16 protein-coding genes are annotated in these 17,681 nt (G+C 59.0%); 10 read left to right on the top strand and 6 right to left on the bottom strand.

What is annotated here, in order from left to right; translation table 11 throughout:
• Positions 1-28: 28 nt before the first annotated feature.
• The 6 genes from ROSMUC_RS19135 to ROSMUC_RS19110 are packed head-to-tail and all read left to right on the top strand — an operon-like array spanning position 29 to position 5,951.
• A complete protein-coding gene (locus ROSMUC_RS19135) occupies positions 29-2,902 on the top strand; it encodes a monovalent cation/H+ antiporter subunit A (RefSeq protein WP_037276353.1) in 2,874 nt (957 codons plus the stop codon).
• Between the two features lies 1 nt (position 2,903).
• Positions 2,904-3,266 carry a Na+/H+ antiporter subunit C gene (locus ROSMUC_RS19130; protein WP_037276352.1) on the top strand — a complete coding sequence of 121 codons (363 nt, stop codon included), beginning with the start codon at positions 2,904-2,906 and terminating at the stop codon, positions 3,264-3,266.
• Positions 3,263-4,774: a monovalent cation/H+ antiporter subunit D gene (locus ROSMUC_RS19125; RefSeq protein ID WP_037276350.1), complete on the top strand. Its 1,512-nt coding sequence runs from the start codon at positions 3,263-3,265 to the stop codon at positions 4,772-4,774. Before ROSMUC_RS19130 ends, ROSMUC_RS19125 begins: the two co-directional genes overlap by 4 nt.
• Positions 4,775-4,787: 13 nt before the next feature.
• Positions 4,788-5,279: a Na+/H+ antiporter subunit E gene (locus ROSMUC_RS19120; RefSeq protein ID WP_037276349.1), complete on the top strand. Its 492-nt coding sequence runs from the start codon at positions 4,788-4,790 to the stop codon at positions 5,277-5,279.
• Positions 5,276-5,545, top strand: a complete 270-nt coding sequence (locus ROSMUC_RS19115) for a K+/H+ antiporter subunit F (protein WP_037276348.1) — start codon at positions 5,276-5,278, stop codon at positions 5,543-5,545. Before ROSMUC_RS19120 ends, ROSMUC_RS19115 begins: the two co-directional genes overlap by 4 nt.
• A 10-nt stretch (positions 5,546-5,555) precedes the next feature.
• Positions 5,556-5,951: a Na+/H+ antiporter subunit G gene (locus ROSMUC_RS19110; RefSeq protein ID WP_037276347.1), complete on the top strand. Its 396-nt coding sequence runs from the start codon at positions 5,556-5,558 to the stop codon at positions 5,949-5,951.
• A gap of 58 nt (positions 5,952-6,009) precedes the next feature.
• On the opposite strand, the gene ROSMUC_RS19105 is transcribed toward ROSMUC_RS19110, so the two are convergent.
• The gene (locus ROSMUC_RS19105; RefSeq protein ID WP_037276346.1) at positions 6,010-6,912 is read right to left on the bottom strand and encodes a sulfotransferase family protein; all 903 of its coding nucleotides are present in this window, start codon (positions 6,910-6,912) and stop codon (positions 6,010-6,012) included.
• Positions 6,913-7,163: 251 nt separating this feature from the next.
• Between ROSMUC_RS19105 and ROSMUC_RS19100 the strand changes: the two genes are divergently transcribed.
• The 3 genes from ROSMUC_RS19100 to ROSMUC_RS19090 all read left to right on the top strand — a co-directional run bounded on the left by ROSMUC_RS19100 (position 7,164) and on the right by ROSMUC_RS19090 (position 9,119).
• Complete coding sequence (locus ROSMUC_RS19100; protein WP_037276868.1) at positions 7,164-7,718, top strand: phage tail protein; 555 nt, start codon at positions 7,164-7,166, stop codon at positions 7,716-7,718.
• An 81-nt stretch (positions 7,719-7,799) separates the two neighbouring features.
• On the top strand, positions 7,800-8,423 hold the full coding sequence (locus ROSMUC_RS19095) for a phage tail protein (protein ID WP_052115454.1): 624 nt from the start codon (positions 7,800-7,802) through the stop codon (positions 8,421-8,423).
• Between the two features lie 84 nt (positions 8,424-8,507).
• Positions 8,508-9,119, top strand: a complete 612-nt coding sequence (locus ROSMUC_RS19090) for a phage tail protein (protein ID WP_245875243.1) — start codon at positions 8,508-8,510, stop codon at positions 9,117-9,119.
• Positions 9,120-9,174: 55 nt separating this feature from the next.
• Here the strand turns inward: ROSMUC_RS19090 and ROSMUC_RS19085 are convergent, their stop codons facing one another.
• The 3 genes from ROSMUC_RS19085 to ROSMUC_RS19075 are packed head-to-tail and all read right to left on the bottom strand — an operon-like array spanning position 9,175 to position 12,207.
• Positions 9,175-9,495, bottom strand: a complete 321-nt coding sequence (locus ROSMUC_RS19085) for a hypothetical protein (RefSeq protein ID WP_102106032.1) — start codon at positions 9,493-9,495, stop codon at positions 9,175-9,177.
• The gene (locus ROSMUC_RS19080) at positions 9,482-11,323 is read right to left on the bottom strand and encodes a carbamoyltransferase family protein (RefSeq protein WP_037276340.1); all 1,842 of its coding nucleotides are present in this window, start codon (positions 11,321-11,323) and stop codon (positions 9,482-9,484) included. Before ROSMUC_RS19080 ends, ROSMUC_RS19085 begins: the two co-directional genes overlap by 14 nt.
• The gene (locus ROSMUC_RS19075) at positions 11,320-12,207 is read right to left on the bottom strand and encodes an SGNH/GDSL hydrolase family protein (protein WP_037276338.1); all 888 of its coding nucleotides are present in this window, start codon (positions 12,205-12,207) and stop codon (positions 11,320-11,322) included. The genes ROSMUC_RS19080 and ROSMUC_RS19075 overlap by 4 nt, the downstream gene beginning before the upstream one ends.
• 387 nt (positions 12,208-12,594) lie before the next feature.
• Between ROSMUC_RS19075 and ROSMUC_RS19070 the strand changes: the two genes are divergently transcribed.
• A complete protein-coding gene (locus tag ROSMUC_RS19070; RefSeq protein WP_170062593.1) occupies positions 12,595-15,864 on the top strand; it encodes a type 2 lanthipeptide synthetase LanM family protein in 3,270 nt (1,089 codons plus the stop codon).
• A 61-nt stretch (positions 15,865-15,925) separates the two neighbouring features.
• On the opposite strand, the gene ROSMUC_RS19065 is transcribed toward ROSMUC_RS19070, so the two are convergent.
• Together ROSMUC_RS19065 and ROSMUC_RS19060 are read right to left on the bottom strand one after the other, a co-directional pair.
• Positions 15,926-16,189, bottom strand: coding sequence for a Nif11-like leader peptide family RiPP precursor (locus ROSMUC_RS19065; protein ID WP_037276336.1), 264 nt, complete (start codon positions 16,187-16,189; stop codon positions 15,926-15,928).
• Positions 16,190-16,551: 362 nt separating this feature from the next.
• Positions 16,552-17,658 carry a tyrosine-type recombinase/integrase gene (locus ROSMUC_RS19060; protein ID WP_037276335.1) on the bottom strand — a complete coding sequence of 369 codons (1,107 nt, stop codon included), beginning with the start codon at positions 17,656-17,658 and terminating at the stop codon, positions 16,552-16,554.
• Positions 17,659-17,681 lie beyond the last annotated feature (23 nt).

The raw sequence follows: 17,681 nt of genomic DNA, 5'->3' as shown, positions 1-17,681 counted from the left end.
AGAGAACAGGGAGAGGGGCGGGAGACGGATGGACAATGCCGCAGGATTTTTGCCGATCATCGCGGCATTGCCGTTTTTGGGAGCCTTGTTTCCAGGGCTGATGATCCAGGCCGGGCGCAACACCTGCGCCGCCTTTACCGCTGCACCGACGATCCTTGCGCTGACATTGCTGCTGCTTTGCGCCCCCGCCGTCATGCGGGGCGAGGTTCTGACCTTTGGTATCAACTGGTTGCCCTCACTGGGCCTGAACGTCAATTTCATGCTGGATGGCCTGGGGTTGCTCTTTGCGGGCATGATCCTTGGGATTGGCCTCTTGATCATCCTTTATGCGCGGTTTTACCTCTCGCGCGAAGATCCGATGGGGCAATTCTATACCTACCTTCTGCTATTTCAGGGTGCGATGGTGGGGATCGTCCTGAGCGATAACATCCTCCTGCTCCTGATTTTCTGGGAGCTGACATCGCTCTCGTCCTTCCTGCTGATCGGGTATTGGAAACATCTACCCGAGGGACGGCAAGGCGCGCGCATGGCGCTGACGGTGACGGGCCTCGGCGGTCTGGCGATGATCGCGGGGATGCTGATCCTCGGCAATATCGCCGGAAGCTATGATCTCAGCGTGATCCTGACGCAGAAAGAGGCCATTCAGGCGAGCCCGATGTATCTGCCGGCGCTGATCCTGATCCTCATGGGTTGTTTCACAAAATCAGCGCAGTTCCCGTTCCATTTCTGGCTGCCGCACGCCATGGCCGCCCCTACACCGGTATCCGCCTATCTGCACTCGGCCACGATGGTGAAGGCGGGGCTATTCTTGATGGCGCGCATGTGGCCGGTTCTGGCAGGCACGCCGGAGTGGTTCTGGATCGTCGCATCGACGGGCCTGATTACCATGGTCATGGCCGCCAAGATTGCCCTCTTCAAGGATGACCTCAAGGCGCTTCTGGCCTTTTCAACGGTCTCCCATCTGGGCCTCATCACCATGCTGCTCGGTCTCGGGACCAAGGCGGCGGCGGTGGTCGCCGTCTTTCACATCATCAACCACGCCACGTTCAAGGCCGCGCTCTTCATGACCGCGGGCATTGTCGACCACGAGGCGCATACCCGCGACATCAAACGGCTTGGCGGCTTGCGCCACCTCATGCCCATTACCTTTACCATTGCCACGATTGCCGCACTCTCGATGGCCGGGATTCCGCCCTTCAACGGCTTCCTGTCCAAGGAACTGATGCTGGAAGAGGTGGCGCATACCCACTGGATCGGGCCGCACTGGCTGATGGGGGCGGTGGCGACGGTGGGCGCGCTCTTTTCGGTCGCCTATTCGTTCCGCTACATCGCGCATGTGTTCCTTGGGCCAAAGCGCAGCGATTATCCGGCCAAACCGCATGATCCCGGTTTCGGCATGTGGGCCGCCCCTGCGTTCCTGACGGTGCTGGTGATCCTGATCGGCGTGATGCCCATGACCTTTGCCGGAGATCTCGTCCGGGTGGCGGCGCAGGCGGTGACGCAGGCAGAACCCTATGTGAATATCTACCATTGGCACGGGCTGGTGCCAGCGTTCTGGATGTCGGTGATCGCGGTCATCGGCGGGGCGATCCTCTTGCGCCTGCACGCACCGCTGATGACGATGTGGAACGCCACCCCGCGCCCCGAGGCCAAGGTGATGTTCGACGCGGTGACACGGGCGGCCACGGCCCTCAGCCGGGCGGTAACGGATGGCGTGCATAACGGCGCGCTCACCCGCAATGGCGCTATTTTCGCGGTTGCCGTGATCGGGGCGGGCGTGCTTGGCTATCTGGGCGGCGGCATGGCCGCCCCCACGCGCGAGATGTTGCCGGTGACGGTGCTGCCTGCGATTGGCTGGCTCTTGCTGGTACTGGCGACGATCTGTCTGGTCGCGTTCCATCGCAACCGCTTTCTGGCGCTGGTCCTTATGGGCATCGTCGGGCTGATCGTCTCGATGGGCTTTGTCTATCTTTCGGCCCCCGACCTTGCGCTGACGCAAATCTCGGTCGAGGTGGTGACCATCATCCTGCTGCTTCTCGCCCTGAATTTCCTGCCGCGCGAAACCCCGGTGGAAAGCAGCGTCGCACGTCGCATGCGCGATGCGGGAATCGCCGTGATCGGCGGGGTCGCGGTGGCGGGGCTGACCTATGCCATTCTGCTGCGCGATTTCGCAGCCGAGAGCATTTCGGTCTTTCACCTCGCCAATTCCTACAAGGGCGGCGGCGGCACCAATGTCGTCAACGTGATCCTCGTGGATTTCCGGGGCTTTGATACCTATGGCGAAATCATCGTGTTGGGGATTGCAGCCCTCGTGATCTTCGCGCTGACCGAAACCGTGCTCAAGGGGCCCGGCGGGCGCTGGCTCTCGCAATGGAAGGCGGACCGCTACGCCGAGGCGGGCGACCGTCACCCGCTGATGATGGTGGTGGCCACCCGCGTGATGATGCCCATCGCGCTGATGGTGGGGGCCTATATCTTTCTGCGCGGCCACAATCAGCCGGGGGGTGGGTTCATCGCCGGTCTGATCGTGGCGATTGCGTTTCTCATGCAATATATGGCTTCGGGCTTTGCCTGGGCCGAGGCGCGACAGCGCGTCACCTATCACGCCACCATCGGCGTGGGCGTTCTGATCGCGAGCGTGACGGGCATCGGTGCCTGGCTGGCGGGGCGTCCGTTCCTGACCTCCGACTACGGCTATCTGCATTTCCCGCCCATCGAGGAATTCGAATGGGCCACGGCGATGGCCTTTGACACCGGCGTGTTCCTGACCGTGGTGGGTGCGGTGATGCTGGCGCTCAACAGCCTGTCCAGCATGGCGCGGCGCTCGGGCGAGACCGTCAATATCATGCCCATGGACATCAATCCGGCCCTCAACGACGCGCCGGACGAGAAGGAGGCCTGAGATGGAGCTTCTGTTTGCAAGTGCAATCGGCCTCTTGACCGCCGGTGGGCTCTATCTGGTGCTGCGGCTGCGCAGTTTCCCGGTGATCATCGGGATTTCGCTGCTCAGCTATGCGGTCAACCTGTTCCTCTTCGGCACCGGGCGGCTGGTGGTGGACATGCCCCCGATCCTTCAGAAAGGTGTAGAGACCTATACCGATCCACTGCCGCAGGCGCTAGTTCTGACAGCCATCGTGATTTCCTTTGGCATGACGGCGGTCGTGGTGATGCTGGCGCTTGGATCGTTCCTGTCCTCACGCGAAGACACCGTGAATATCGGCCCCGAAACGCCGCCTGAACAGCCCACGCAGGAGAATGAGGCATGAGCCATTGGATTATTGCCCCTGTTGTGTTGCCTGCGGTGCTGGCGGCGATCCTGACGCTGGCGATGCGACATCATCCGCCGTTGCAGCGGGTGTTTTCCATCGCGGGCGTCGTCGCGGTTCTGGCGGTGGCGATTGGCCTGACCGTGCAAGCATCGACCGGCGCCATCGAGGTCTATGAGCTGGGGAACTGGCCCGCACCGTTCGGCATCGTTCTGGTGCTGGACCGCTTATCGGCGCTGATGGTGCTGGTGACGGCAGTGCTGGCGCTGATAGTGCTGCTCTATGCGGTCGGCACAGGCTGGGATCAGCGCGGCAACAATTTCCACGCGCTCTACCAGTTTCAGTTGATGGGCATTTTCGGTGCCTTCCTGACCGGCGACGCCTTCAACCTCTTCGTGTTCTTCGAGGTGCTGCTGATCGCCTCTTACGGTCTGATGATCCACGGCGGCGGCCGGCGCAGGCTCAAGGCGGGCGTGCAATATGTGATCTACAACCTGCTCGGCTCGACCCTCTTTCTCTTCGCGCTCGGCACGCTTTATGCGGTGACGGGTACGCTCAACATGGCCGATCTCGCGGTGCGGGCAGCAGAGATTCCGGTAGAGGACAGCGCGCTCCTGCGCGTGGGGGCGATGCTGCTTTTCCTCGTCTTCGCCATCAAGGCGGCGCTCTTGCCGCTGCATTTTTGGCTGCCGGAAACCTATGCCGAGGCTCCGGCCCCGGTGGCGGCGCTCTTTGCCATCATGACCAAGGTGGGCGCCTATGCGATCCTGCGTATGTATACGCTTGTCTTTGGCCCCGACCTTGGGGCAACGGCGGCGCTGATTGATCAGATGTTGACCTATGCCGCTTTGATCACACTTGTTGCCGGGATGGTCGGTATCTTAGGGGCCAAGCGGCTGGGTCGCCTCGCCGCCTTCGCCGCCATCGGCTCGATGGGCACGCTCCTGATTGCCATCGCGGGCTTCCGGCCTGAAACCACGGCGGCCGCCCTCTATTACATGATCCATTCGACGCTGGCGGGCGCGCTCCTGTTCCTCGTGGTCGATCTCGTGCGCGAGCGGCGGGGATCCATTGCAGGGGCATTTCTGCCGGGGCCGCGCATGGCGCAACACGGGATGATTGCCGCGCTCTTCTTTGGCTCGGCGATTGCCACGGCGGGCATGCCGCCGCTCTCGGGCTTTGTCGGCAAGCTGCTCATTCTCGACGCGGTGCGCGAGATGGATCAGGTTTGGCTCATCTGGGCCGTGATCCTCAGCACCTCGCTGGTGGCCATCCTTGGTCTGGGCCAGGCGGGCAGCGCGATCTTCTGGAAACTGGCCCCCGAAACGGGTGACGAACCGACACCGGAACCGCAACCCGCTCTGCCCATGGTGGCCTGTTTCGCGATGCTGGGCGGCATTGTGGCGCTCTCGGTGCTGGCCGGTCCGGTTATGGGCTATATCGAGGCCACGGCACAACAACTGCACGCGCCAGAGAGCTATATCGCCGCCGTGCTGAACGGTGGTTGAGGGAGGAAAGACGATGCTGCGCAAGATCCTGCCCCATCCGTTCCTGACGCTGACCCTGATCGTGGTCTGGCAGATGCTGGTCAACAAGCTGACCTTTGGCAATCTGGTCCTGGGAACGATTCTCGGGTTGATCATCCCGATCATAACCTCGCCCTACTGGCCCAACCGGCCGCGCCTCTCGAGCCTGCCACGGATCGTGGAATTCGTGCTCGTGGTGCTCTGGGATATCTGTGTGGCCAACGTGCAGGTGGCGATAATCATCCTGTTCAAGACCAACGCCAACACCAAGCCCGCCTGGATCACCATTCCGCTGGAACTGCGCACTCCCGAGGCGATCACGGTTCTGGCAGGCACGATCACCATGACGCCCGGCACCGTGTCGAGCGATCTGTCCGCAGATGGCCGCAGCCTGCTGGTGCATTGTCTGGATGCGCCCGACCCGGACGCAGTGCGCGATGACATCAAGGCGCGCTACGAACGCCGGCTCAAGGAGATTTTCGAATGATCGAATACGCGCTCTTTTTCGCCTTCGGCTGCTTCGGGCTGGGATTGCTGCTCAATATCTATCGCGTGATCAGTTCGCCCACTGTCGGCGACCGCATCCTGGCGCTGGATACGATGGTGGTGAACATGATCGCGCTGCTGTCGCTGTTCGGTATTCTCAAGGGCACGACCATGTATTTCGAAGCGTCGATGATCATCGCCATGACCGGCTTTATCTCGACCGTGTCCTACACGCGCTTCTTGTTGCGCGGCGACATCATCGAATAGGAGGCCGATCATGGTTGTGGATATTCTCATTTCGGCCTGTCTGGTGATCAGCGGCGTATTCGGCTTGGTCGGCTCCTTTGGCCTGATCAAACTGCCCGATCCCATGATGCGCCTGCATGCGCCGACCAAGGCGACGACACTGGGCGTGGGCGGGGCGCTGATTGCCTCCATGCTGTTCTTCTACTTCAAGGTCGGGGATTTTTCGTTTCACGAGTTCATGATCGTGCTGTTCCTGTTCCTGACCGCACCGATCACCGGGCATTTCATCGCCAAGACGCATCTGCATCTGGTGCATAAGCCCGCCGATCTGCCGCCCACCGGCACGGACCGGCCCTGGGCCAGCTACGAGAGCGATGCAGAACGCGCGCGCATCGAGGCAGAGGCCGCAGACGCGCAGAACGGGTAACGCGCGGTCCTGTGACCTGCCACGCGCCGCGTGACGCCTCTTTCGAGGCGACGGCAACTCAGGGCTTCAGCGCGTCCACCTCGGCTTGCAGATCGCGCGCAAGTGAGAGTGTCTCAGACGGGAATTGCGAGAGGTCATGCTCTTTGCTGCGCCCGATGGTGGTGGGTTGCAAGGTATTGGCAGGCGGGTGCGTGTCATCCGGCAAGCCCAGAAATCGCCGAAGACGGGGCCAGTGCCGGCCCGGATCAGCACAATATGCCTCGTAGGAAATCGCCAGGAAACGCCCCGGCATATGGGCCGCGCCAAACTTCATCGCAGCGCGATTTGCGGCGATCCAATAGCGCAGCTGAATCACCGACAGGGGCGTAGCTGGTTCCAATGCCACCCCATAATAGGGGCTCCAGTGCCGCGCTTGCCATGTGTTGTTGCTAAACGCCATGTCGAGCCCGTTACGCACCACATGGATATAGCGAAGGCCCGGAAAACATCGCGCGAGATGCGGCAGGAATACATGGGTGTTCGGCTCTTTCCAGCCCCAGGGAAGATCGCCGCCCACAGCAGGCGGCACGCTGTCGATGAGACTCTCGGCATCAGGCGCGCGCACACCGCATTGCCATGGCCCGGTCGGCGGAAGCGTGTCCCGCAGACGGATCAGCAACGCGTGCTCCTCTGCACTGAGGGTTCCACGCAGCCCGGTGGTCATGGCGCGACGCAAGAGATCGGCGGCCTGAACGACCTCTGCATCCGAAGGACGCTGTCGCACCCAGTCCGCACGCTTGAAAAGCACGGTGAACCACAGGTTATCGAGCGGCCCGTTCAATCGTGTGCCAAGCCGGATGCCCACCGAAGACAGCGTGGCCGCAAAGACGCGGGTGCCCGACCCCCCGAGACCGCCAATTGCGACATGCGGATCGCTGGCAGAGCGGGTGGCTGCATGGGGTTCTGGTTGTGGGTAGAACATCCTGTGTTTTGATCCCTGACTCAAACCTCGCAAGACCCTGTTCGAACCGCGTCCGATCAGAGCGCCGTGCCCCAGCATAGCTCTTGGGCGCCCAGCCATTAAGAATAGTTTTGCGTTATTTCAGGAATCGTAGGAATGTGAATACTCAACTTAAAGTTATAACCTGCATTTGGAGATATAGAATGGATTTTGTAAGAAGGTCGGCGTTCATTTGCACACTTGTCTTTGGGCTCGCTGCGGGAGGCAGTCTTGTGCCAGAGAGCGCAAAGGCCGGGACGGACCCTTTCATTGGAGACATAATTGCCGTCGGCTATAGTTTTTGCCCACGTGGATGGATGAGTGCGGAAGGACAAATTCTGCCGATTTCAAGCAACACTGCACTGTTCGCCTTGATCGGCACAACATACGGCGGAAACGGCACGAGCACCTTTAATCTGCCCGACTTGCGGGGTCGGGGCGCAATGGGACAGGGGACCGGGCCGGGACTTACACCGCGCGTCCAAGGGCAAATGACGGGGGCCGAAGCGGTCACGCTAAGCATCAATCAGATGCCGAGCCATAGTCACGCGGTAAATGCCAACAATCTGGACGGAGATCTTCCTGGCCCGGGGGGCAAGCTCTTGGCCGCCGCTCCACCAAGCGGCGTGGGATCTGAAACGATTTATTCGGACAAGGATGCAAACGTAACCATGTCATCCGCGATGATCAGAGCATCTGGTCAGAGCCAGGCATTCAACGTCGAGGATCCGACGCTGGTGATGCGCTATTGTATTGCCATCCAAGGAGTATTTCCGCCGCGGAACTGAAAAGAGGCTAGCGGCCCCGGCTGACGCTGCGGGCGCGACGTTTCGCAAGTATCAAACACAACTTTAATTTTGGAGTCCGTAATGAAAGATTTGAATAAGAGCGCGCTTGCAGCAGTTGGGATGCTGGGCCTGACGTTGGGCGCTGTTGCCACTCCGAACCAAGCAGAAGCTGGAATGGACGCCTATCTTGGGGACATCATGATCGTCAGTTTCAATTTCTGTCCGAGCGGTTGGTCCCAGGCGGCAGGGCAAATTTTGCCCATTGCGCAAAACCAAGCTCTTTTCTCGCTGCTTGGCACACAATTTGGCGGAAATGGGACCACGACATTTGCCCTCCCGGATCTGCGCGGTCGGATTACGCTGGGCCAAGGAAGCGGGAACGGCCTAACGCCACGGCAGGCCGGGCAGAGCTTTGGCTCTGAGGTCAAGATGATGACGGAGGCCACGCTGCCGCAGCATAACCATATGGTTAATGCAAACAATCTGGACGGCGACCTGCCTGGACCGGGTGGCAAGCTTTTGGCGGCGGCACCGACAGGTGGCACCGGTAACGAAACGATCTATTCCCAGGCCAACCCGAATGTCACGATGAGTCCGGCGATGATTTCGCCGGCCGGGTCAAACGCTGTGATCAGCACCCAAGATCCGACCCTGGGCCTCATTCACTGTATTGCCGTGCAGGGCTCGTTTCCGCCACGCAGCTGATCCAGTCGTCTGGGGAGCACCCTATTTGGCGGCAGATTGCCGTTCTGTATCAAGACTTTGGAGACTTCGATGACACATTCAAAAATGAGATCCCGTGAGGCGCTGACAGCGCTGGCTCTGGGGATTGTCACCTTCGCAACGCCGCACGCGGCTCTGGCCAGTTCCGATCCCTATGTCGGTGAGATAGCCCCCATGGGTATTGTCGGTTTTTGTCCCGCCGGTTGGGCCAGCGCCGAGGGGCAAATTCTACCGATCACTGAGAACGACGCCCTATTTGCCCTGATCGGCACAACATTCGGCGGCGACGGTAGAGTAACTTTTGGACTTCCGGACTTGCGTGGGCGCTTGCCGATCGGGCAAGGCACCGGTCCCGGTCTTAGCCCGCGTGCCTGGGGACAGGTCGGCGGGCAAGAGGCAGTGACACTCACCACGAACCAGCTGGCATCACATAGCCACACGGTAAACGCCACCAATAGCGACGGAAATCTTCCCGGACCGGGCGGCAAGATTCTGGCCGCCGCACCGGATGGCGGCACCGGGCAGGAAACGATCTATTCCGATAAGGCGGCCAATGTGCAGATGTCGTCGCAAATGATCGCGCCTTCAGGCGGCGGTCAGCCCGTGAATGTCCAGGACCCGACACAGGTCATCCGCTACTGCATCGCGCTTCAGGGGATATTCCCGCCGCGGAACTAGGCGCGCAATCGCCACTTGCGGCGGGATACATCCGCCGCAAGTGGCAATTTCATCCCTAGACAACGGGATAAACAAACCCGCCTAACCGGGGCGCAGGCTTGGATCGCGGCACAAGATCGAGCTTGCCGGTATCAAGGGCACGTTTCAGATCGGCCAGCAGAGCCGCCATGCCTGGATCGCCGTCTTTTTCAGCACGGATGCCTGTCTGCACAAGCAGACCTTCGCTGCCATACACCTCTGCAAATCCGCGCGGTGCGGCATTGAGCGCGGCCATTGGCGGAGCGAGACCCGCCGTGTCGGCCAAGGGCGCGACCGGATGAGCGCCCAGCAGGGTCATCATCCGCTCCAGAAACTCGGGGTGGTCAATCTGCGGCAAAGCGCATCCTCCCGATCTTTTCGTGTACCCAGTCTGGCTGGGACGATTTTCGAACGATCATCCCACCGATCGCCAACAGGTCGATATGAGTGTTCAGAAAGCAGTCTATCGCGTCCTTCGGGCTACAGATGATGGGTTCCCCGCGCACGTTGAAAGAGGTGTTGAGCAGCATGGGACAGCCGGTCATGGCGTGAAACGCCGCAAGGATCGTTCCCGCCCGTGTGCCAGTTCCAGGCGTAACCGTTTGCAGCCTGGCGCTGAAATCCACATGCGTGACAGCGGCGAAATCGCTGACAACGGCGTTCTGCAATTGCATCGGGCCGTGCAAGCCGCGCCCGCGCGCGTCTGACACGGTGGTCGTCCCGCAAAACTCGGGTCTGAGCTGTGCCACAAGCAGCATATAGGGGCTGTCGGTCGGCTCCTCGAAATAGGCGGGTGCCTGATCGGCCAGAACCATCGGGGCGAAGGGGCGCCAGTCTTCCCGGAACTTGATCGACTTGTTGACGCGGCTCAGCGTGTCCTTGCCACGCGGATCGGCAAGGATCGAGCGGTTGCCCAAGGCGCGCGGCCCGAATTCCATGCGCCCGTGGAAATGGCCGACAACCTGCCCTTCGGCCAGTGCCGCCGCAACGGTATCGGCATAGCACGCAGGATCGGACACCTCCTCATAGACCAGCCCCGCCGCATCCAGCGCCGCGCAGATGTCGGCATCGGTGAACTGCGGCCCGAGAAAACCACCAGACATGGTGTCCTTGGTCGTGGACGGCCGGTCGGTGGCTGCACCGTCCCGCGCCACCTCGAGGGCCGCGCCAAGGGCACCGCCAGCATCCCCGGATGCGGGCTGAATCCAAAGGTTGCCGAGGCCGGGCAGATCACGGATCAGACGACTATTGGCCACACAATTCAGAGCGACACCCCCCGCGAGACAGAGGTTCCGGCTTTGCGCGCGGTCCAAGGCGGTTCTGGCCAACGCCAAAACCGCATCTTCGAGCACCGCTTGGGCAGAGGCGGCAAGGTTCATATGGAACTGTGTCAACGTCCCGGACTCCTTGCGCTGTGGTTGACCGAACAGCATTTCAAAGAGCGGCGACGTGGTGCTCAGCCCCCGGTCAAAATCGAAATAATCCATGTTGAGCGCGAAACCACCATCCGGTTGCAGCGCAATCATCTCATCCAGGATTCTTTCACGAAATTCTGGCTCGCCAAAAGGGGCGAGGCCCATCAGCTTGTATTCGCCGGAATTCACCTTGAAGCCGCAGTATTGCGTGAAGGCGCTATAAAACAGACCCAGAGAATGTGGAAAGCTGATCTCGGCTTCGGCCCGCAACCCGGCAGCGGTGCCTGACCAAAGACTCGTGGTGGAATATTCGCCGACCCCATCCAGCACCAGCACCGCCGCCTCGGCAAAGGGCGCAGGATAGAACGCAGACGCCGCATGTGACCGGTGATGCGGCACAAAGACGACCCGGTCCGGATCCCCGGCGATCTTGCTCAATTGCAGAGGCAGCTCATCCGCAAGGCTGCGCAGCGTTTCCACCATCCGCGGCCAGAGCCGCGCACCCGTCGGAAGCCGGGTTTGGGCGTTTTGCAGAATGCGCCGGAGTTTGAGGCCGGGATCCTCATAATAGGCGACGCGATCGATCGCCGCGCCTTCCGGCAGCTGCGACAGGCAATAGCTGATCGCGTTCATTGGAAAGTGCCAATCGGCCTTCTGCCGGGTGAACCGCTCTTCCTGCGCAGCGGCCAGAATGCGCGTTCCCTGCACCAGAGCCGCCGCGGAATCGTGAAAATGCGACGAGATGCCTAACGTGTAGCGGGGGGCGGTCACACGTCACCTCTACAGCCAGGACCCTTGCTAAGAAGGGGTTTGATCAGCGGTTGCAGCCGTTCGGCAAAGAGACTGTTGGCTCTCATGTTGGGGTGATTGTCCAAAGGCTGAAATGTGTGCTGCCGGTCATGCGGGCATGAAATATCGAGAGCTTCGGAAAACCGATCGCAAACGGCGCTGTTGAAATCCCGGTCCAGAGAATCGAGCAGGGCAAACTGCAACGGAATCCCGGCGGCCCTGGCCGTGTCGCGGACCAACTCCAGCACTGCAAGAGTGACGAGGTTGACCATATGGTCGTCCGGCAGAAACACCCCGAAATTGACATCCCGCAGCGCCGGTTGCCAAATCTCGCGATACACGATCTCTACCTGCCCTTTGCCATCGAGCTGGGCAACGGGCACGTGTTCGACCCTTAATTTATACCACTCTGCGCTCAGATATTGCCGCATGCGCTGTGGGTGGGCGATGTTGCGAAACCGATGGTCGCTGATCACGGAAAAGACGGCGGCATCTATCGCCCCTGCCGCTATGTCGCGGCGGAGTTGCAGCAAATTTTGCACAGAGCCATGGCCGCCAATGCCACGATTCAAAATCCGGACATCTGGCATGTCGCGTTGGAGCAGGGCGGTAAAGGTTTCCTCATCCGCCAAACCCGTGCCATAGGTAAACGAGCAGCCATAAAAGCCGACACGCGGCCCCTGCGCTGTCTCTGATCCGGGAACATGCCGCCAGCCATCGGCCGCGATATGCTGAAGAATGTTGCTGCGGAAAGCCACGCGAACGCTATGGTCCGCCGATAGCCGCCACCCCAAAACGGGATCGGGGCGAAACAGGAGCCGGGGCTTGCTGACGGTTCTGCGTGTTTCGGCATTCGAAAATGACATGATTTGCTTCTATCGCCGCTTATCTTTCATCACCCCGCAAGGGTCTAAATGTCTGGTTTGAAAAGATAATATTTAAACGCCCGCGTCTTGACCCGGCTGGTGCCTGATCCACCCGCGACGCGCCAGCGGGATACACGCCTCAATACTATCAAACCAACCTCGACTTTTTTCAGGTTAACTGGAAATTTCATCCTCCGCCACCGCCAACCCGTGAAATCAAATGGGCATTTCCGGTTCTGCGCTCGCTAGCCCCTGACAAGAACACATGCTTAATTGGGCTGTTCGGTGCCCCCGGCAGGGCAAGTTTACGTTTCAAGGATTCTTTACAATAAGGTTCCCCTAGATTTGTTGATGCTTTGCTTGGTAATTTTAGAACCAAGAAGGCGCGTGGGTGTCATTGCAAGATCGATTTTCGGACGAGTTCAAAAGGGACGTCGAGGTTTTGGTTTGAGCGGGCAAGTTAGCTGGGCGCAGAGATGGTTTGAGGCGGTTGCGCCCGACGAACCGCACAAATTGGCTCGCAGGATCGAGTGGGATGGACTGAGCGAGTCACGTTTCGCGGAGTTTCTTAATCGAGACCTGCAGGATGATGACGGTCGAGTGGCCTGGAAGCAAGCCTTGGCCGATTGCCGTGGCGCTTTGATAGAATCCTGGGACATCCCGATCTTAGATGCGTCAGACGACAAGCAGCATCCCTTTAAAGACATCTGGCAGCCGATCCAATCGCTTGCAATTTCAAGGCTCTCTGCGGCGGTAGACCCATTGAGCCACAAGATTGATCTGGCCGTGCTTGATCAAATGGCTGATCAACTTCTGGAACGCCTATGCTTTATCGGTGAGCGGGTGCTTTGGGACAGGTTTCGCAAGGGCCGCACGCCTGCTGAAATTGTCCTGGCCCATCTCGGCAACTCTGGAAATGGCTCTGACCTGCCCCGGCGCGCGCAATATGATCGGTTCGTACAAGAAAATCGCCGTGACGGCTTGTCGTCTATATTGGAGGTTTATCCCGAACTTGGCCGCTTGCTCGGCACTGTTTTCGCGCTTTGGCTGCGCGTCAGCACCGAGCTATTACATCGTGTGAAAAAGGACCGGGATGATCTCGACCGGATCTTCTCGATTCCTTCGGGCCATTTTTTGTGTGACATCGCCCAAAGTCTTAGTGATCCTCACCGCGGGGGTCAGTCTGTTGCAATTCTGACGTTTTCAACGTCATGTGGGGAGAACGCGCGCCAGGTTGTCTATAAACCAAAAGACTTGCGCGTCGATGTCGCTTACAATGGACTGTTGAGAGAGCTTAACAGGACAAGCGACCTGCCTCCCCTAAGAAGCCTGACAGTCCACGCATGCGGTAGCTACGGCTATATGGAACACGTTTCGCACCAGACATGCGCCAATAACCGCGAGTTACAAAGCCACTATCGGAATGCCGGCAGGCTCACAGCCATTTTGCATGTCCTCGGATGCACAGATTGCCATCATGAAAACCTTATTGCCTCTGGGGATCAGCTCGTTCTGGTTGATACCGAAACCCTGCTTGAGCCGGACATGCCCGATCATGTCATGGAGGCTTGTGCGGATATCTCCGTCGCTAAAAAGACCCGTCTGCAAGAGCGATTTCTGACATCCGTTCTTCGCGTCGGTTTGCTGCCACAGTGGATATTCCTAGGAGATGAAAAGTACCCAGTGGACGTCAGCGCTCTGGGTGTTGAGCCCCCGCTGCGCGATACCGAAGTGGCGCAGGGATGGCTGGGGATAAACAGCGACGGCATGATGCCGGGCAAGGTGACAAAAAGAACCAAGCTTCCGACAAGCCTGCCAGTTGGCACCGGACAGCGCAATCCGTTCGCTCAGTATCTTGATGTGTTTTGCGCCGGATTTCGGCAGCAATGCAATGTCCTGGCCGCGTCCCGGCAATCCTTACTCGCTGATGGAGGAGCGCTTTCCCGTTTTGCTGGACTTCCCAGGCGTATCGTACTGCGTGCGACGCGTGTTTACTCTGCCATACAGCGTCAATTGCTAGAACCCGCAGCCCTGCGCTCCTCTTTCGAAAGGTCTCTCGTATTGGAGCAGATGGCACGCAGTTATCTAATGGCCGAAGCGCGGCCGCGCAACTGGCCGGTCCTCGCCGAAGAATGCAGTCAGATGCAGCAATTGGACATCCCGTTCTTCACTCATCTGATTGATGGTGATGCTTTGATTCTGAACGATGCGAGCGATACGATACCGGGGTTCTTTTACAGCAGTGGGTTCGCAGCTGCCCGAGATCGGCTTGGCCAACTCTCCGCCCAGGAAATCGACTTTCAACTCGACCTCATTCGCGGGTCTGCCCACGCTCAGCACATGCAGGTTTCCGATCCCGCCTCGCAAGTTTCTGAACATTTGGATTCGTCAGAAGCGGTGTCGCCGTCACCATCTATGACCGGCACCGAGGCGGCTAACCGTATCGCACGCGAGCTTTGTTATCGAGCGATCCACGACCCGCAAGGTTACGTTGAATGGTTGGGCCCGACTCTAGGCGAGGATGGTGAGAGCTTTAGCTACGGTCCTGTAGGTCTCTCGCTTTATAGCGGATCAATCGGCGTGGCGCTCCTTCTTCACCGCCTTTGCGACATATCCGAAGCCCCTGCTGAGGCCAATTCCGTACGCACTGCTCTCCTGCGCCCCCTGCATGAGCTCGTCGCACAGCCTTCGGCAGAAAACCGGACCCGCTGGTGGCGCGATCAGTCTATCGGCCTCAGCGGCTGTGGCGGCATCTTGCTTGCGCTCGAGCAGTTAGAGGAGAAGTCCATCCTCGATGTGATGGTCTCGGCCTTTCCTTCTCGCTTTATCGAGATTGATTTTCAAAGGGATCTTTTGGGCGGTTCAGCAGGCTTGATTGGACCCTTGTTGCGGATTGGCAGCGATGTCGCCCTCGACCATGCCATCGCCGCCGGGGAACACTTGCTCAGGCATCAAACCAAAGACGGTGGATGGCCGAGTGAGGGTGAGAGCCGTTATTGCTTAGGCTTCGCACATGGCACGGCCGGTTGTGCTGCCGCACTCGCTGCGCTCTACCACGTCACGGGACATGCGCGTTTTCGCGCTGGTGCCGCAGCCGCGGTCGCACTCGAACGGGCTCAATTCTGCGATGAGGTTGGAAACTGGCCAACACACGCGGGTCATAGCCCAGATGGGCAACCAACACATTTCTTGGAGCATTGGTGCAACGGAGCGCCGGGCATAGCTTTGGGAAGAGCCTGTCTTTGGGAAACAGAACTTTGGGATGATATCTGTGCACGCGAGATAGAGATCGCCGTAAGAAAACTCATAAGCGCGGAAACCCGAAACCGCGATCATCTCTGTTGTGGCAATTTGGGTCTTATGTCCGTCCTTCGAATACTGTCGTCTGGCCCATGGCCGCTCGACGAGGGCCTTAGAACCTTTGCTAAAGAGAAAATAAGAGACCAGAAATCGCGTGCAGTACTGCGGTGCAATGACAAAGAGGTCAAACTACGAAGTGCTGGCACACGTGGACAGGCCCTCAGCATCCCGGGTTATTTCAACGGATTGAGCGGGATGGGCTTGTCTTTGATGGATGGTGGTCTTGCCGCAAAGACCACCGCCGTCTTGCTCAGTGGTGGTTTGTTGGGGCGTAAGGCTCTTCTAAAAATGGTCTAGGCGTAAAATGCGTGCGAGCGGCCGCACGCACGCCAAAACCAGGCCATATGCGGCCAGAAGCCTAGCAATTATCCCAAGTGATCCCGCAACTTGTTCGGCAGGGCTGACTGATAAAGGTCGTTGTTCCACGAACACCGATCCCTTCCAATTCCGCCTCTGACAACTTTGCACGCTCCATATCCAGCCAATCGGCAGAAATGTCGAATCCCGCTTCTGCGGCCACGGCCGCAAAACTTTTGGCATCCCGCGCTTGGCCTATTTTTTCGTGAAGGGCACTGTCGCTCTTAAGTTTCTCTATAAATGCCCGTAATTCTGCTTCTGTCATTTCGAGTTTCCTTCAATAAGAGAAATTACTTCAATAGAAGTATTAGAAAATTGACAGGGACGTTTGTCAAGAATTGAAGTGGACTGGGTCGGGTAGACCGCACAGCGTATGATGCCTACTTACCCACAATGTCCCCTTACTTGTCTACGGCGCGTCCTCTTTGCTCCCGCAAAAGACGACAACTTTGAATACCTGATACCGCAGCAATCGTAAGACGCCCTGTCGGCCAGGAACATGATGATCGGCTTGCGCTAGGTATTGCCAAAGCACCTTTCGCAAGCCCCTGACAAAACGCCATGTATTCAAGTGTTTTTGGTGACCCCGGCAGGATTCGAACCTGCAACCTGCCCCTTAGGAGGGAGTTATTCATCTTTGGTTTCCTTCTTTATTTTCCGTTTCTTAGGTGATTGTGGATTTGCTGCCTGTACAGGCTTCGTACGAAAACGCGCCCTAATCGCGGCTTCGTCGGTCTCTGCGTGGGCATAGATACGCATCGGCAGATTGGGATCAGACCACCGCCCCGCTTTGGCCGCTGTCACAGGGTCAACACCCTGTCGGACCACCAGTTCAGTGAAAAACCCATGCCTCCCTGCGGGGTGCGCTGAAAGGTACGGGATACCCGCGCGCTTGCAGACCGTCTTCCAGCGGTTGTTGTAGCCGGTTGGGCTGCCGTAACCAAAAACACGGGGAGACAGGAGCTGTCCGGTTTTCAGGTTCTTTGGCCGCTTTGGCTGCAAGGCCTCAAGCTCAGCCATCATTTCGGGCGAAACTGCAATCCAACTCTCCTCGTGGCCTTTCTGGGCCTTGATGCGAACCTCACAGGTTTCGGGCCTCAAATCGTCCGGCTCAATGGATATTGCCTGATCAATCCGCGCCGCCGTCTCGAACATGAAGCGCACCATAGCGGCGTTGTAGGGATCAGCCTCCGCACAAAACGCCTCGATCCATTCGCGCGTTGCCGGAATGCGCTCTACCCGACTGGTTTTTTGCCTGCGCTGATCTTGGGCAATACGCTCGAACTTGTCATACCGTTTGACTCGCAGGAGCGGCGTTCCCTTGAGCTCGTGCGCGTTGTTGATGACCGCTCGCGCCGGAGTCACGATCTCACGCCACCAAGTGTCTGTGCAGACGTTGGGCTTCATCTTTGGACCAAGACTCTTAAGCAGTGCGCCCGTGATCGCACCGAGCGGCAAGTCCCCGATCTCTTCCAGGATCGGCAGTAGTTGTCGGGCGGTCTGTTGGGTTGGTGGATAGATTTCAACGGCATCGACGAACCGAAGAGTGCGCTCCTCCCCAAATACATACTGGCGGACCTGAAGGTCGGTCTCATCCCTTATCCAGTCCCTTGCGCCAGCTTCAGTAGTCGCTCGCGTGCTTTGGCGATATGGACCGGCGATCGGTCGACCGTTGTATTCGACCCAGCCCTTGACCCAGTAGACCGAGCCGCGTTTGTAAATTTCGAGCGGCATTTTTGGCTCTCCGTCAGAATTTT

The organism is Roseovarius mucosus DSM 17069, from assembly GCF_000768555.3.
Taxonomy (GTDB): Bacteria; Pseudomonadota; Alphaproteobacteria; order Rhodobacterales; family Rhodobacteraceae; genus Roseovarius; species Roseovarius mucosus.
This window is presented reverse-complemented; position numbering and strand designations above follow the sequence as displayed.